Source organism: Ensifer sp. NPDC090286 (assembly GCF_044769565.1).
GTDB lineage: Bacteria > Pseudomonadota > Alphaproteobacteria > Rhizobiales > Rhizobiaceae > Ensifer.
The window spans coordinates 612,134-627,884 of record NZ_JBIVYF010000004.1 but is presented as its reverse complement, the minus strand read 5'-3'; the positions used below and the strand labels follow the sequence as shown (position 1 = coordinate 627,884).

Sequence of the window (15,751 nt, the reverse complement as noted above, 5' to 3'; positions counted from 1 at the left end):
GACCCCTCCTCCCTGGGCCCCGACCTATAACACGCTCATCGTCCCCTCCAAACGGGCGCGCGCTTCTCCTGAAAAGCGCTGACGCCTTCCATCGCGTCCTCGCTGTTCAGCGCCTTGACGAGCGCGGGCGTGCGCAACCCCTGGGCCTCGGCCGGTGACAGATGCCCGGTGCGATTGACCGTCTGCTTGATGGCGCGCAGCGAGAGCGGCGCACAGGCGACGATCTCCTTCACCCAACGGGCAACGGCCGCATCGAGCGCACCCGGTTCGACCAGTTCGTTGACGACGCCGAAGGCATGCATCTCGGCTGCCGAAAACCGGCGGCCGGTCAACAGCACACCCATGGCAAGATTGTGCGGGATCCGCCGCTGGAGAAGCACCATGCCGCCATCGAGCGGCAGGCGCCCGACGCGGGCTTCGGGCAGGCCGAACGCCGCCTCCGTCGAGGCGATGACGATATCGCAGCCGAGCACCATCTCGAACCCGCCACCGAGTGCGTAGCCATTGACCCTGGCGATGACGGGCACGTCGAGCGAGCGGCGAAACGCCAGTCCCCCGAAGCCGTTCGGGCGGCTTTCGGTCCAGTATTCAAGACCGGTCTTTTCAGCCCCCTTCAGATCAGCCCCGGCGCAAAATGCCCGTTCGCCGGCGCCCGTCAGCACGACGCAACTGATGTCGTCGCGCGCTTCGATCTCTTGCCAGATCGCCTCCAGTTCGCGCTCGGTTGCAGCATCGACCGCATTCATCCGTTCCGGGCGGTTCAGCGTGACGCTGGCGACGCGATCCTCTACGACGAAGGTGACGCTCATGCCGCATCTCCCCGACGAACGGAAAGCCCCGAAAGGACCTCGTCATTGTGCTCGCCGAGCTTCGGCGGAGCGATGCGCACCGTCACGGTCGCCGCCGACATGTCGATCGGCGAGCCGACCAGCCGGATCGGCCCGGCCTTCGTTTCGCCGGCCTCGAGGATCATCCGGTTGATCGTCGTCTGCTCATCGTCAAGGGCTTCGGGAAGCGAGCGCACCGGTGCGCAGAGGATGTCCACCTGCTCCAGCCGGCCGAGCCAATGGGCGCTGCTGTTCTTTGCAAACGCCTCGCGGAAGATCTTCTGCAATTCCGGGCGTCGCTGCATCTGCGCGTCGAAGTCGGCAAATTGCGGCTGGAGGGACAGGTCTTCGATCTCGAGCGCAGTGCAGATGTCGCGCAGCGGATTCTGCTTGAAGGCGCCGACCATGACGATGGCGCCATCGGTGGTCTCGAACACACCGGTCAGCGGGAAGGCGCCCCAGTTCAGGTCCTTTTCCCGCATCATGTGCGTGGTGCCTTCCTGCATCTGCATGGCGAGCATGGAGCTGTAGAGGCTGACCGCCACCTGCTGCCCGTGCCCGGTCTTTTCCCGATGCAGCAATGCAAGCAGAATGCCTTGCACCAGGTGCATGCCGGCCGAGTAGTCGGCAAGCGGCGTCGCGTAGATCGACAGCGGATGGCTGGCATCGGACTTGCGCCGCATGACGCCCGAAAGCGCCTGCGCCAGGATGTCCTGCCCGCCCTTGTGCCGGTAGGGACCCTCAAGGCCGAAGCCGGTACCGACAGCGTAGATCAGTCGCGGGTTTGTCCGTTTGAGTTCCTCATAGCCGAAGCCCATGCGCTCCATGACGTCAGGGCGGAAATTGTTGACGACCACGTCCGCCGTGTCGATCAGCGCGCGGACGGCCGCCCGCGCCTCGTCCTGCTTGAGGTCGAGCGCGAGGCTCTTCTTGTTGCGGTTGAGCGAGGAGAAAACCGGATTGTTGAGGCCATCCGGGTCCGAACCCAGCGACCAGCGCGAGAGGTCGCCGATCTTGGCCTTTTCGACCTTGATGACCTCGGCGCCGTAGTCGGCGAGCACCTGCGTGCAGCACGGGCCAAGCATGACCTGGGTGAAATCGACGACACGGATACCGTCGAGGGGAAGAGACGTCATTCTGCGGCCTCCAGATAGGTTGCGTTTTCGGATGGTACGTCGCCGGGATCGGCACCCTGCGCCCGCAGTTGCTTCTGGATCGCCTTGACATCGGCGTCTCGCACCTTGACGCCGGCATTGAGCGCGACGGTGGCGGCAACACCCGCCGCCTCGCCCATCGCCATGCAGGGCGGGATCTCGCGGCTCGACTTCTGCGCCTGAATGGTCGCGGAATAATGCCGGCCTGCGACGATCAACTGATCGACTTCCTTGGGCAGCATGGCCCTATAGGGCGTGTAGTAGTCGCGGCCACGGCACACCGTGTCGGTGAAGTGCTGGCGGTTCATCACGTCGTCCTTGGTGACGACATATTCGCCCTGGAGCAGCCGTGACTGGCGCACGCCCGTCTGCGGCGCGAAGTCGATCACATGGGCATTTTCGAAGCCCGGCAGGTTGGCGCGGGCGAAGTCGAGCAGGCGGGCGATGCGGCCACGGCCCTCGAGTTCCGCATAGGTCAGGTCTTCGACACGGAGGCCGGAGAGCTTCGGCATGTGCGGGCAGTTGAGCCAGATGACGCCCGGCAGCGGGGTCTTCAGCCACCAGAACGACCAGCAACCACCGATCAGACGCTTGGCCTCGTGATCGATAGCCTTGAACTTTTCCGGCTCCTCGAATTCGAAGCGCTCGGCGGCTTCAGTGTCGATGCCGCCCCAGCGGGAAACCGTCGTCAGGATGAAATTGCCGTCCGTATGCTGGGCACCGGCATCGGCGGCAACGTCGAGGTCGCCCGAGGCGTCGATGACGACGTCGCCCATGATGGCCTCGCGGCCGGATTTCGTCTGGCAGACCACACCCTTGATCGTGCCGTTCTCGACGATTGCCGAGGAAAACCAGCTGTGCGTCCTGAGCTTCACGCCGGATTCGCGAAGAATGTCATAGGAGACGCGCTTGAAGGCGTCCGGATCGAAGGCGGCCGCGTAGCAGATCGGGTGCGGCGCAGACGGCGTGTGGAAATCGAACAGGCCCCAACGCGCCCATTTTTGCCAGGCCTCCGGCGTATCGCGAATATCGAGCTGGCGGTCGCCGTCCGTCGGCGTGACGCAAAGGCCAAGCGTCTTCATCCGTTCGATCATTTCCATGCAGATGCCGCGCACGGTGATTTCGACGCCGTTGACCATGTCGTCGAGCACCAGAACCATGCCGCCTGCGGCAAGGCCGCCGACATAGGGATAGCGTTCGAGCAATGTGACGCTCGCTCCGGTGCGTGCCGCAGAAACCGCGGCGGAGATCCCAGCCGGGCCACCGCCGACGACGACGACGTCCGAGCGGTCGACGATCCGGGCATTGCGCAGGGGTTCTCTGATTGTTTCCATAGTCGTTTCCTCCATAGGGGAAGTGTCCGGCGAAATGTGAGGAGCTCACAGCCAGTGACTTCGTCGTTGACCGGACCCGGGTATCCAGGTCCGGCAGCAAAGGGTTTGGGGGGTCAGTGGTCCGTCGTCGGCTTCCAGCGGACGATCTTCGATTCCGCGTAGGAGACGGCGAAGAAGAGAACCACGGCAAGCGAGGCCGCAATCACCACCGTCGCATAGAGCAGCGGCGAACGGAAATTGTAGGTCGCCTCGATGATGAGCGCGCCGAGACCGTAGCTCGAGCCGATCCATTCGGCGACGATGGCGCCCATCACGCTGCTGGTTGCCGCGATCTTCAGCGCCGCGAACAGGAAAGGCAGCGAGCCCGGCAGGCGAACCTTCCAGAAGATTTCGGAATTGCTGGCAGACAGGATGCGCATCAGATCGAGCATTGCGGGACTCGCCGACTTCAGTCCCTGCACCATGTTGACCAGCGTCGGGAAGAAGCAGATCAGGCCGGCGATGATGATCTTCGGCGCAATGCCGTTGCCGACGAGCAGCACCATGATTGGAGCAAGCGCGATGATCGGGATCGACTTGATGATGACGGCGATCGGATAGAAGGCGCGTTCCGCGAGCGGGCTATAGACGAACCAGACCGCCAGAAGGACGGCAATCACGTTGCCGAAGATGAAGCCGAGAACCGCCTCCATGAGCGTCGGCCAGAAGTTCGTCCAGAGCACGCCGGCGTTTTCGCCGAAGGCCTTGATGACGTCGACCGGCCCGGGCGCCATGAAGGTCGGCACCGAAAAACCCCAGACGACGAGTTGCCACAAAAGGATGCAGCCAAGGATCGCGAGTGTCGCCGGCAGATGCCGCAGGATCGCAGCGGCAAGGCCATCGAGTATCCGGAACCGGTTGCCGTCGGTCAAAGCGCGGCCTTCCGCCGGTGAAGGAAGGGCATTGGCCATCAGCATTCTCCCAAAAGTTTGCGCAGGTGGGCGGTCACCTGGATGAACTCGACCGTGTCGCGCATCGCTAGGGACCGCGGATAGGGCAGATCGACTTTCATGAATTCTTTGACGCGGCCGGGATGGGCGGCGAGCATCAACACATGTTGACCGAGGAAGACCGCCTCGGGGATCGAATGGGTGACGAAGAGGATCGTCGTGCCGGTTTCCTGCCAGAGGCGCAGTAGCTCTTCGTTGAGCTTGTCGCGCGTGATCTCGTCCAGCGCACCGAAGGGCTCGTCCATCAGGAGAATACGCGGACGGGTCACCAGCGCGCGGGCGATCGCCACGCGCTGGCGCTGGCCGCCCGACAATTCGTGCGGCATCGACTTTTCACGCCCCTTGAGCCCCACGAGGGCGAGAAGCTCCTCCGGATCGGCATAGGTCGCGCCCGCCTCGCGTTTCCCCACCAGCAACGGGAGACGCACATTGTCGATCACATTGCGCCAGGGCAGCAGCGTTGCTTCCTGGAAGACGAAGGCGAAATCGCGTCCCTCGCGCGCCTTGCGCGGCGTCTGGCCATGCACCGACACCGAACCGTCGGTGATGTGCACGAGATCCGCGACCGTACGCAGCAAGGTCGACTTGCCGCAGCCGGATGGGCCGAGCATGGTCACGAGCGAGCCGGCCGGTATCTCGACCGAGACATCCGAGAGTGCGGTGAAGCCTGAATCATCCGCGCCAAAGCGAATGTGAAGGTTCTTCACCGACACGGCGACGTTGCCGACCGAAGCCTGGCCAGGTCTGATGAGCGTTTCCAGCATCGCCTTATCCTACGCTTTTGCGGACATCGGCGGTCGCATCCAGGATCGCCGTTGTGTAGACGTCGTCGACGTTGGGAACCGGACCTGTGAACTGGCCGAGGTCCGCATAGGTCTTGATCTGCTCCGCCCAGTTTGCCTGGTCCATGCCACCCCAGCCCTCGCTCGCGGTGGTTTCGTTGAACACGAACTTCATCAGCGGCCCGATGGCCTCCAATTCGCTCGCCTTGTCGAGGTTGGGGTAGGATTCGAGCAGGATGTCGACGGCCTCTTCCTGATGGTCACGGGCATAACCCCAACCGCGGGCCGAACCGGATACGAAAGCTGCGAGCTGGTCCGCGTGATTTTGCAGCTGGTCGTCGGTGGTATAATAGACGTTGGCATAGAGCCGGATACCGCCATCCCAGAGCGTCAGATCGACCCTGTCATCCCCGAGCACCTTCAGCGCGTTGACGTTCGTCAGCCATCCACAGACCGCGTCGGCCTGGCCAGTCACCAGCTGGTTCATGTCCGAGCCCATGTTGACGATCTTGACCTGGTCTTCCGAGATCCCGTTCTTGGCGAGCAGCGCGCGCAGAAGGATGACCGAGGTCGGGATCGCGGCGATCGTCTTGCCGATCATGTCCTGAGGCTTGGCGATCGGATTTGCCTTGCGGGAGAAATAGGCGAAGGGATGTTTCTGGTAGCCGGCGGCGAATGCCTTGATCGGCGCGCCGGCCGAACGCGCCAGCATGACGGACGGGCTGGAGGAAATCTGGCCGATGGTCGACTGGCCAACGGCAACGCCCGCAACGCCATCGACATTCGGCCCGCCGGGCACGATTTCGAGCTCAATGTTCTGTTCGGCGTAGTAGCCCTTCTTGCGGGCCACGAGCTCTCCGAGAAGCCCGTTCGACGGCAGCCAACCGAGCTGCATGCGGATGGTGGCGGAATCGGCCGCAAGGCCGGGTGAAACATTGATGAGGCTATGGGTGGCAGCGATCGCGCCCATTGCGGCCGCACTCGAAAGGAAACCTCGGCGGTTCATCATTAAACGAGACATATCGTTCCCCTTGCTTGTTATGGGAGCGATGATGATGGAATTTGGCATCTCATAAAGCACAATTTTTAGCGGTTGGTATTGCCGATACGGCAACGCTCGGGCCGACCTTCAGGTTTGCCGTTTCGGCAATGGCGGGGTCGAAAGATTGTTCTTTCTGCCGGCCCCATCGCGTCCGATAAGCGGAGACATAGTCAAAGTGTGAGCGCCGCGGAGGATAGATATGGTGCAGAAAAACCTGATCGATGGGGAATGGATCGCCGGTAGTGAAGCGTTCCGCAACATCAACCCGTCCGACACCAATGACGTGGTCGGCGAATATGCGCGTGCGTCTGCGGACGATGCGCGGGCGGCGATTGCCGCTGCGAAGGCGGCGTTTCCGGCCTGGTCGCGTTCGGGTATCCTCGAGCGCCATGCGATCCTGAGGAAGACCGCCGACGAGATCCTTGCCCGCAGGGACGAGCTCGGAAAGCTGTTGTCGCGCGAGGAAGGCAAGACATTGGCCGAAGGCATCGGCGAGACCGTGCGCGCCGGCCAGATCTTCGACTTCTTCGCCGGCGAATGCTTGCGGTTGGCAGGCGAAGTGCTGCCGTCGGCAAGGCCCAATATCGGTGTCGAGATCACCCGCGAGCCGGTCGGCGTCGTCGGCATCATCACGCCCTGGAATTTCCCGATCGCCATCCCCGCCTGGAAGATCGCGCCGGCGCTTTGTTACGGCAACACCGTCGTCTTCAAGCCGGCCGAACTGGTGCCCGGCAGCTCCTGGGCCATCGTCGACATCCTGCATCGCGCCGGCCTGCCGAAGGGCGTGTTGAACCTCGTCATGGGCAAGGGCTCGGTCGTCGGCCAGGCGATGCTCGACAGCCCCGACGTGCACGCCATCACCTTCACCGGCTCGACCGGCACCGGCAAACGCGTCGCGCTCGCTTCCGTCGAGCACAATCGCAAATACCAGCTGGAAATGGGCGGCAAGAACCCCTTCGTCGTGCTCGACGATGCCGATCTCAGTGTCGCGGTCGAGGCAGCGGTCAATTCTGCCTTCTTCTCCACCGGCCAGCGCTGCACCGCGTCGTCGCGCCTCATCGTCACCGAGGGCATCCACGATCGCTTTGTCGCGGCCATGGGCGAGCGGATGAAGGGGCTTGTTATCGACGACGCCTTGAAGGCCGGCACCCAGATCGGCCCGGTGGTCGACCAGAGCCAGCTCAACCAGGACACCGACTATATCGCCATCGGAAAGCAGGAGGGCGCAAAGCTTGCCTTCGGCGGCGAACTCTTGAAACGCGACACGCCCGGCTTTTACCTGCAGCCGGCGCTGTTTACCGAAGCCACGAACCAGATGCGCATCTCGCGCGAAGAAATCTTCGGTCCGGTCGCATCGGTCATCCGGGTCAAGGACTACGACGAGGCGCTCTCTGTCGCCAACGACACGCCCTTCGGCCTGTCGTCGGGCATCGCCACCACCAGCCTCAAGCATGCGACCCATTTCAAGCGCAATGCGGAAGCCGGCATGGTGATGGTCAACCTGCCGACCGCCGGCGTCGATTTCCACGTGCCCTTCGGTGGCCGCAAGGGCTCGTCACACGGCTCGCGCGAGCAGGGGCGCTACGCCGCCGAATTCTACACAACCGTCAAGACGGCCTACACCCTGGCGTAAGTCTCGGGCAAAGCCCTGCCACCCATCAAGCGACTGGCTTGTTGGGTGGCAGGGCTATTTCGCTTGTTGAAAGAGATGCGCGAGGAAAGCAGCCAAGGCCGCCAGCTTAAGGCGCACGCGCGCGGCTTTCTCTCAAAGAGCGGGATAGAGAGATCGCGAGGAGACCACGTACTGGATCGTTGCAAGCAGGATGGCGACCGCAACGATCACACCGATCCGCAACGTTCGTTCAAGGAAATCTTCCTGGCCTTGCATCTTCAAGCCTCGTTCTTCAACCGCCATGTTCGACGATCGCCAAGACCGAAATCCCGTCCTCATGGCCCTCGGCTCAGGATGGTGGAGGATGGCCCCCTCTACGCCCGTCCGCGGCCTTTGATCGGCGGTGGACGGGCTTGGGACAGGCGGGTAATTAAAGGGCAGCGCGCTTGTCGTGTCGCGCGACGCGGGCAAGCAGGTAATCCACTTCTGCCCGCGCGGCCGACGTGAGCATCTGTGCCGGCTTGCGCTGCGCGTCGGTGGCGATGACGCCGCGACGCTTCAAAACGTGCTTGCGAATGGCAAGGCCGATCCCGAGCTGCTGCTCGTAACGGATCAGAGGCAGGTGCGCGTCGAAGAGATCGTGTGCTTCATCCCTCTTTCCGGCCGCAGAAAGCTTCATCAGTTCGGTGAGCATGTCCGGAAAGCCATAGCCGGTCATGGCTCCATCGGCACCGCGCTCCGGCTCGAAGTCGAGGAACAGCCCGCCGTTGCCGCAAAGGATGGAAAACTCGCGAAGGTCGCCCGCCTTCTGCATGGCGCGCAACTTCGAAATCTTCTCAAGGCCGGGCCAGTCCTCGTGCTTCAGCATGAGGCAGGACGGGTGGTTGGTGATGATCTTCGCGATGACGCCTGGTGTCATGACAACCGTGAGGGTCAGCGGGTAATCCTGCAGAACCCACGGCACATCTTCGCCGACCGCTTCCACCGCCCCGGCGAAATAGTTGACGATCTGATCATCCGTGCGCAGCGCGGGTGGCGGAGCGATCATGACGCCGGCAGCACCCATCTCCATCGAGTCACGCGCCAGCGAGCGCATGCTGGCAAAGCCTGGGGCGGAGACCCCGACGATCACTGGAATCTTCGACCGGGAGACAACGCGCTTGACGATGGCTCGGCTTTCCTCCGGCTCGAGCTTCGGGGCCTCCCCCATGATCCCAAGGATCGTGACACCGGTGCAACCGCTCTCTTCATAAAAGTCCGTCAACTTGTCGATCGAGTTGAAGTCGATCGAGCCGTCCTCGAAGAACGGTGTCGTCGCAATGGCGTAGACGCCCTTGGATTGCGTGCTGAACGTCATTTCTGCTTTTCCTTCCAGGCCTCGTAGCGGGCCTTCGTTTCAGCGTTCATCGGGTAAAGACCGGGAAGCGGTACGCCCCGGTCCACTTCGCTCATGATCCAGCCTTCTATGCGTTCCTGTTCGGGGGCCTCAGCGAGCACCTCTTCGAGGAGCGCGGCCGGGATAAGGACTGCACCGTCGTCGTCGACCACGACAATATCATCAGGCAGAACGGCAACACCGCCGCAATTGATCGGCTCCTGCCATCCAACGAAGGTCAGGCCCGCGACGGAAGGCGGTGCTGCGATGCCATTGCACCACACCTTCATGCCGCTCGCCAGCACCCCCTCACCGTCCCGCATCACGCCATCGGTGACGAGGCCGGCAACTTTGCGTTTCGCCATCCGGGCGCACAGGATGTCGCCGAAGATGCCGGCGTCACTGACGCCCACCGCATCCGCGACGGCGATGCAGCCCTCCGGCATCGCTTCGATCGCCGCCCGGGTGGAGATTGGCGAGGCCCAGCTTGCAGGCGTAGCGAGGTCCTCTCGGGCAGGAATGAAGCGCAGCGTAAATGCCTTGCCGACAACCCGTCCCTGGCCGGGCTTCAGCGGCTTCGTGCCGCGCATCCAGATGTTGCGAAGCCCCTTTTTGAGGAGAACCGTCGTGAGCGTCGCAGTGGAGACACTCTTCAGGGTTTCAACGACGTGAGGCTCAACTGTCATGGGATACCCACCCAAATCAAATGCTGTTGATCAGGCCGCCATCGACACGGATGACTGAGCCGGTGATGTAGGAGGCGCGGGGGCTCGCAAGGAAAGTGACGGTGTCGCCATATTCCTTCGGATCGCCGTAGCGGCCGACCGGGATCGACCCGGTGCTTTCAGCCGTGACATCGGCAACAGGCCGGTTCTCGCGCTTGGCCTTCTGCTCGTCCAGAAAGACGATCCGGCCGGTGGCGATGCGCCCCGGCAGCACGATGTTTGCGGTGATGCCGTCGCGGCCGACCTCGCGCGCCAGGGTCTTCGACCAGCCGACCAAGGCCAGCCGCAGGCTGTTTGATATACCGAGATTTGCAATCGGCGCGACGACGCCGGAAGACGTCGAGGTAACGATGCGGCCCCATTTGCGCTCGCGCATGCCCGGAAGCACCGCATCGGTGACCGCAATCACCGAGCGAACCATGAGATCGAAATATTTCGACCAATCGTCGGGCGACTGCCCGGCGGCGGGCGTCGGCGGCGGCCCGCCGGTGTTGTTGACAAGGATGTCGACCGGCCCGAACGCAGCCTTGATGGCATCGAGCTTCTGACCGATCAGGGAAAGGTCGCCGATATCCCAAACGAGCGGAATGGCCTTGCCGCCAGTCTCCTTGATTGCTTGCGCGGTCGCCTTGGCGCTCTCCTCGTGGATATCGGCCACGACGACGGAAACGCCTTCGGCCGCAAGCGACCTGGCGATCGCGCCACCAAGTCCACCACCGGCGCCGAATACGAGCGCCGTCTTGCCATTCAACTGAAGATCCAACTCTTCCTCCTGTGTTTGACGGCACTATGACAAGGCGAAAACGGAAGAAAAACCTTCCTTTTTATCCCTTCAGACGATAGAAAAACTAACGATGGAGACACGCTTTCTCGAAACCTTTCTGGCAGTGGTCCAGCATGGCTCTCTCGCCGAGGCGTCGCGCCGCATGGGCGTCACGCCCGCGGCGGTCGCGCAACGCATCCAGGCGCTGGAAGACGAGATCGGACTGCCTCTCCTTGCGCGTTCTGGCAGGCGGGTTAAGCCAACCGAAGCGGGCGTCGCAATCCTGGAAAAGAGCCGACGCGTTCTGGCCGAAGTCAGGCAGTTGAAAGGCCTGGCGCGCGACGACCAAGCATTCGGAGAACTGCGGCTGGGCGCCATTTCGACGGTTCTGACCGGTTTGCTTCCGAACGCCTTGCGGCGGGTCTTCGATAGGATGCCGGGCGTCGACATCTTCCTGCTCCCGGGTACGTCGGCCGAACTCTACAACGGTGTCGCGGAGGAGAGGATCGATGCGGCGATCCTTGTCAAACCGCCCTTCCCCATCCCCAAGACGCTCAGTTGGGACCTCATCCGGTCGGAACGGTTCGTGCTCCTAGCCCCGCCGGACCTTGCAGACATTCCCGTCGATCGCCTGCTTCGCGAGCAACCATTCATTCGCTACGACCGAAGCAACTGGGGCGGCCGGCTGGCCGATACCTACCTTCAAACCCAGCGTATTCTCCCTCGTGAGTGGCTGGAGCTCGATTCACTGGAAGCCATGTCGATGATGGTTGAAGCTGGGCTCGGGGTATCGCTGATGCCCGACTGGCGCTCGCCGCTTTTCGACAACCTGCGCGTTGCCCGTCTGCCGCTACCGAACGCGCCAAACCGTGAGATCGGCTTGCTCCGGCCGCGCAACGTACCGTCCGGTCGACTGATCCAGACCGTCCTCGACGCCATTCGATCATAGAAAAGCGCGGGTCGCGTCGGCGATTACCTCGAGGGCGCCTTGGGCACTGGCCGACGGCCCCGAGCCGGAACCGACACCCGAGCCAAGATTATTCGGTAATTCCGAAATAACATTTCCGTTCGTCACGGATTATCGTGACAGGCCGCAAGGTACTATCGTCACTCGTAGTCGATCGGGGCTCTTTGACGAGGACGTGCCCTGATCGGCCCAAAGCATTTCAACCCGTTTGCACCAACCATCCGCGGAACCACGGACGGGGTCGTCCGCGCGCCCGTCGGAAGGCTTCGGCTGGATGATCGCCAAGACAACCGCCCGACGAAAGGAGCCGTCATGACCAAAGAAAAGGTAATCTCCATCGCGATCTTGAAGGCCAAGCCGCACCAGCGCGAGGCTCTCCGGCAAGGCCTGCTCGGCCTCATCGCCCCAACGCGGGCAGAACCCGGTAACCTCGACTATGTCTTGTTCGAGCTGCGCGATGAGCCCGGAACCTTTTACATGCGCGAGGCTTTCGCCGACCAGGCTGCGCTCGACGCACATTTCGCGACACCCCATTTTCAAGCCTTCGCCGCCGAAATCGATGCCCTCCTTGAAGAACCTCTGCGCCTGATTTTCTTGGATCAGGTCTCCACCTGAGGCGCGGTAACGATCTCACGTACGGGCGCGACCGCCGGAACAACTCGCTACGAGGCGAAATTGCGCTTGTAAGTCGAAGCGATCAAGGCCGCTGCGCGGTCGAATGCCTTGTCCTCGTCGCGGTCTTCAATCGCGATCAGGATCGCCTCGTGCTGGGCCAGGGATTGGCCAAAACCGCCTGTCGCCGCCATCGTCTTCGGGATGCTGATGGAGAGCGCCGCCCGGATGACGGACGCAACCGGCAGGAGGAAACGGTTGTGCGCAGCCTGGAAGATGTTGAGGTGGAAGGCGATATCGGCCTCGATCGCGTCTTCGACGCGGGCGCCACCCTCTGCCATCCGCTCGAAGGCGGCGCGGATCTCGGCATGTTCGGCCGCAGATCCACGTCTGGCGGCAAGGCGTGCGGCAAGCGGCTCGATCGACAGGCGGAGTTCGAACAGTTCTTCGGCAAGCGTTGCCTGATCCTCCGCATCGCTTTGCCACGACAGCACGACGGGATCGAGCGTGTTCCAGTGTTCGGCTGCCCGCACGCGCGTCCCGAGCCGTGGCTTTGCCTCGATGAAGCCCTTGGTCGACAGGATCTTCAGCGCTTCGCGCAGCGTCGTGCGGCTGACGCCGAGCGTCGCCAGCATGTCGGCTTCCTTCGGCAGGGTGTCGCCGACCTTCAGTTCGCCGAGCGTGATGCGGCGGCCAATATCGCCTGCGATACGAGCCGGCAGGCCACGATCCTCCCGAGCGATTGCCTTCATGCCCACACTCTCCATTGCATCTCCGCCCCGTTCATAGCCGGTCGCCCCGATCAGGAAAAGCCACCCATCGCGGCCGCATAGCGGCGGGTCATTTCGATGCCAAGCGCAGTCGGCCGCATGGCCGGCGCACGGTCGTGGATCGTTATGCCCGCCCGCTCGCCGAAGAGGCGCTTGCCGTAACAAAGCAGCGTCTCGATGCCCTGCATGGTGAAGACCACACCGGGCAGCATCTGCCGATAGGCCTCCTCGGCATGCTCGTCCCAGCCGTCTGAAAAGAACTCATAGGCGCGCACGGCGTAGTCGATCGAGTCAGGCGCAAGGATCAGGCCGTGGCAACCGATCCGCAGGTTCTCGAGCAGTTCGAGGCCCGCACGACCGTTGAACACCGGCAACCGGCCCTCCGTAACCTCGATGAGATGGGCGATGTCGACGACGGGCCCCTCGCCCTTCACCAGCCGGATGTTCGGGTGCTGGCGCACGAGTTCGCGAATATCCGCGGCCGTCAGCCCGCGCCCCATCAGGGCCGGGGCGTTCTGGATGGCAAGCGGCAGATCGGTCTGATCGGCGATGCGGCCGAAGAAGCGGATGTATTCGGCAGCCGCGAATTGGCCGACCATCGGAGGCTGGAGGATCAACCAGTCGGCGCCAACCCGTGCCGCATGCCGCGCCTGGCGTACCTGTTCCTCGACCGACGCGCCAAAGATCGTCAGGGCGACCGGCACCTGGCCAGCCGTATCCTCGACCAGCCACTCCATGATCGCCATGCGCTCTGCCTCATCCAGCTTTGAAGCCTCGGTCGCAAGGCCAAGCCCTGCCATGCCGTGCACGCCGCTTGCCAGGCAGATCTCCGTCTGGCGTCGCATGGCGGCGCGGTCGAGTTTTTCATCTTTGTCGAAGAGCGCGTAGAGGATGGCGTGGATGCCGTGAAGGTTTTCGATGCGGAAGTCGTCCACCGTTGCCTCCTCAGTGGCTTTCGCGCGGAACCGCATGGCCGCGGCTGCCGACAAGGAAATCGAGATCCGCACCGGTGTCGGCCTGCATCACGCGCTCGACATAGAGGCCCTGGTAACCGCCGGCCATCTCGGGGACAGGCGCCTTCCAAGCCGCCCTTCGGCGCGCCAGCTCCTCTTCACTCACATCGAGGTGGAGGCGACGACCGGCGACGTCGAGCTCGATCCAGTCGCCATCTTGCACCAGCGCCAGCGTGCCGCCGACAGCGGCTTCGGGGGCCGTGTGAAGAACGACAGTGCCAAAGGCGGTGCCGGACATGCGCGCGTCCGAAATCCTGACCATGTCGCGCACGCCCTTTTTCAGCAGCTTCTGGGGGAGAGCCATGTTGCCGACCTCGGCCATGCCCGGATACCCCTTCGGGCCGCAGTTCTTCAGCACCATGATCGAGGTCTCGTCGATATCGAGATCCGGGTCATCGATGCGCGCCTTGTAGTGGTCGATGGTTTCGAACACGACGGCGCGACCACGGTGCTGCATCAGCGCCGGCGTGGCTGCCGAAGGCTTGATGATCGCGCCATCAGGCGCAAGGTTTCCGCACAGGACAGCAATCCCGCCGCTTGCGGTGAGAGCCCGATCGAGCGGCAGGATGACATCGTCGTTGAAGTTTTCGACGCCTTCGATATTGGCGCCGACGCTCTGGCCCGTCACCGTCAGGGCGCTGAGTTCCAGAAGCGCGGCAATCTCCTGCATCACGGCAGGCAGCCCGCCAGCATAGTGGAAATCCTCCATCAGGTAGCGACCCGAAGGCATGAGGTTGACGATGGTCGGGACGTCGCGGCCGAGCCGATCCCAGTCGTCCAGCGAGAGCTTCGTGCCTATCCGGCCAGCAATTGCCAGGAGATGCACCACCGCGTTGGTGGAACCGCCGATCGCGCCATTGACGCGGATCGCATTGGCGAAGGCGTCACGGGTGAGGATCTTCGACAGGCGTAGATCCTCGGCCACCATTTCGACGATCCGCCGCCCGGTCAGCCGCGCCAGCCGGGCGCGGCCGGCGTCAACCGCCGGACAGGACGCATTGCCGGGCAGCGCCAACCCCAGGGCTTCAACCATGGAGGCCATGGTCGAGGCGGTGCCCATGGTCATGCAATGGCCCGGCGAGCGCGACATGGCGCTTTCGGCCGCCATGAAATCCTGCTGGGACATGACACCGGCGCGCACGTCTTCGGAAAACTTCCACACGTCCGTACCCGAGCCGATCGTCCGGCCCTTGAAGCGGCCGTTCAACATCGGCCCACCGGAAATGACGATCGAAGGAAGATCGCAGGAGGCGGCCCCCATCACGAGCGACGGTGTGGTCTTGTCGCAACCGGCCATCAGCACGACGCCGTCGATGGGGTTGCCGCGGATCGCCTCCTCGACGTCCATCGAGGCGAGGTTGCGGAAGAGCATGGCGGTCGGCCGCAGATTGGACTCACCGCAGGAAAACACCGGAAACTCCAGCGGCAGACCGCCAGCTTCGAGCACGCCCGCCTTGATGTGTTCAACCAGCCCGCGGAAATGTGCGTTGCAGGGCGTCAGCTCCGAGAAGGTGTTGCAGATGCCGATCACCGGCCGCCCGTCGAAGACATCGTCAGGCAAACCGTTGTTCTTCATCCAGCTGCGGTGAATGAAGGCGTCCTTGTCCAGTCCGCCAAACCAATTCTGTGATCTCAATTTTCTGGACATGCGCCCTCCCTGACGACGTTGAGCGCCGCCGCTCATTGTATTTCTCATATAATCGGAGTTATTTTCGGTCAAGCGGTGAACGGCCCGAACGTGAAGGCAAAGAAAAACCTCCGGCGGGAGACGCCGGAGGCTGCAAAA

16 protein-coding genes are annotated in these 15,751 nt (G+C 63.1%); 3 read left to right on the top strand and 13 right to left on the bottom strand.

Annotated elements, in window-relative coordinates; translation table 11 throughout:
* Positions 1–35 precede the first annotated feature (35 nt).
* From ACIQUG_RS23580 to ACIQUG_RS23555, 6 genes are all read right to left on the bottom strand, one after another.
* Positions 36–809, bottom strand: coding sequence for an enoyl-CoA hydratase-related protein (locus tag ACIQUG_RS23580; protein WP_402324459.1), 774 nt, complete (start codon positions 807–809; stop codon positions 36–38).
* The gene (locus ACIQUG_RS23575) at positions 806–1,963 is read right to left on the bottom strand and encodes a CaiB/BaiF CoA transferase family protein (protein ID WP_402324457.1); all 1,158 of its coding nucleotides are present in this window, start codon (positions 1,961–1,963) and stop codon (positions 806–808) included. The genes ACIQUG_RS23580 and ACIQUG_RS23575 overlap by 4 nt, the downstream gene beginning before the upstream one ends.
* Complete coding sequence (locus ACIQUG_RS23570; RefSeq protein WP_402324455.1) at positions 1,960–3,315, bottom strand: FAD-dependent oxidoreductase; 1,356 nt, start codon at positions 3,313–3,315, stop codon at positions 1,960–1,962. The genes ACIQUG_RS23575 and ACIQUG_RS23570 overlap by 4 nt, the downstream gene beginning before the upstream one ends.
* 113 nt (positions 3,316–3,428) lie before the next feature.
* Entirely contained in the window at positions 3,429–4,265 is an 837-nt protein-coding gene (locus ACIQUG_RS23565; RefSeq protein ID WP_402324454.1) for an ABC transporter permease, read from the bottom strand.
* The gene (locus ACIQUG_RS23560; protein ID WP_402324453.1) at positions 4,265–5,068 is read right to left on the bottom strand and encodes an ABC transporter ATP-binding protein; all 804 of its coding nucleotides are present in this window, start codon (positions 5,066–5,068) and stop codon (positions 4,265–4,267) included. The genes ACIQUG_RS23565 and ACIQUG_RS23560 overlap by 1 nt, the downstream gene beginning before the upstream one ends.
* Positions 5,069–5,072: 4 nt before the next feature.
* On the bottom strand, positions 5,073–6,107 hold the full coding sequence (locus ACIQUG_RS23555; RefSeq protein ID WP_402324451.1) for an ABC transporter substrate-binding protein: 1,035 nt from the start codon (positions 6,105–6,107) through the stop codon (positions 5,073–5,075).
* Positions 6,108–6,327: 220 nt separating this feature from the next.
* On the opposite strand from ACIQUG_RS23555, the gene ACIQUG_RS23550 reads away from it, so the two are divergent.
* Positions 6,328–7,761, top strand: a complete 1,434-nt coding sequence (locus ACIQUG_RS23550) for an aldehyde dehydrogenase family protein (RefSeq protein ID WP_402324449.1) — start codon at positions 6,328–6,330, stop codon at positions 7,759–7,761.
* Positions 7,762–7,893: 132 nt separating this feature from the next.
* On the opposite strand, the gene ACIQUG_RS23545 is transcribed toward ACIQUG_RS23550, so the two are convergent.
* The 4 genes from ACIQUG_RS23545 to ACIQUG_RS23530 form a co-directional block, all read right to left on the bottom strand.
* Positions 7,894–8,016 (bottom strand): hypothetical protein, encoded by a 123-nt coding sequence (locus ACIQUG_RS23545; protein WP_256442748.1) that lies wholly within the window; start codon positions 8,014–8,016, stop codon positions 7,894–7,896.
* Positions 8,017–8,170: 154 nt separating this feature from the next.
* A complete protein-coding gene (locus ACIQUG_RS23540; protein WP_205239963.1) occupies positions 8,171–9,097 on the bottom strand; it encodes a dihydrodipicolinate synthase family protein in 927 nt (308 codons plus the stop codon).
* Positions 9,094–9,801 carry a ribonuclease activity regulator RraA gene (locus ACIQUG_RS23535; protein ID WP_402324446.1) on the bottom strand — a complete coding sequence of 236 codons (708 nt, stop codon included), beginning with the start codon at positions 9,799–9,801 and terminating at the stop codon, positions 9,094–9,096. Before ACIQUG_RS23535 ends, ACIQUG_RS23540 begins: the two co-directional genes overlap by 4 nt.
* A gap of 16 nt (positions 9,802–9,817) precedes the next feature.
* The gene (locus tag ACIQUG_RS23530; protein ID WP_192449127.1) at positions 9,818–10,603 is read right to left on the bottom strand and encodes an SDR family oxidoreductase; all 786 of its coding nucleotides are present in this window, start codon (positions 10,601–10,603) and stop codon (positions 9,818–9,820) included.
* Positions 10,604–10,694: 91 nt separating this feature from the next.
* Here ACIQUG_RS23530 and ACIQUG_RS23525 point away from each other — a divergent pair, with 91 nt between their 5' ends.
* Positions 10,695–11,552, top strand: a complete 858-nt coding sequence (locus ACIQUG_RS23525; RefSeq protein WP_402324444.1) for a LysR family transcriptional regulator — start codon at positions 10,695–10,697, stop codon at positions 11,550–11,552.
* A gap of 330 nt (positions 11,553–11,882) precedes the next feature.
* Positions 11,883–12,185, top strand: coding sequence for a putative quinol monooxygenase (locus ACIQUG_RS23520; protein ID WP_402324443.1), 303 nt, complete (start codon positions 11,883–11,885; stop codon positions 12,183–12,185).
* A 47-nt stretch (positions 12,186–12,232) separates the two neighbouring features.
* Here ACIQUG_RS23520 and ACIQUG_RS23515 read toward each other — a convergent pair whose 3' ends face one another.
* The 3 genes from ACIQUG_RS23515 to araD are packed head-to-tail and all read right to left on the bottom strand — an operon-like array spanning position 12,233 to position 15,613.
* Entirely contained in the window at positions 12,233–12,934 is a 702-nt protein-coding gene (locus tag ACIQUG_RS23515; protein ID WP_043612605.1) for a FadR/GntR family transcriptional regulator, read from the bottom strand.
* Positions 12,935–12,984: 50 nt separating this feature from the next.
* On the bottom strand, positions 12,985–13,887 hold the full coding sequence (locus ACIQUG_RS23510) for a dihydrodipicolinate synthase family protein (RefSeq protein ID WP_402324441.1): 903 nt from the start codon (positions 13,885–13,887) through the stop codon (positions 12,985–12,987).
* A 10-nt stretch (positions 13,888–13,897) separates the two neighbouring features.
* Positions 13,898–15,613 (bottom strand): L-arabinonate dehydratase, encoded by a 1,716-nt coding sequence (araD, locus tag ACIQUG_RS23505; protein WP_402324439.1) that lies wholly within the window; start codon positions 15,611–15,613, stop codon positions 13,898–13,900.
* Between the last annotated feature and the right edge of the window lie 138 nt (positions 15,614–15,751).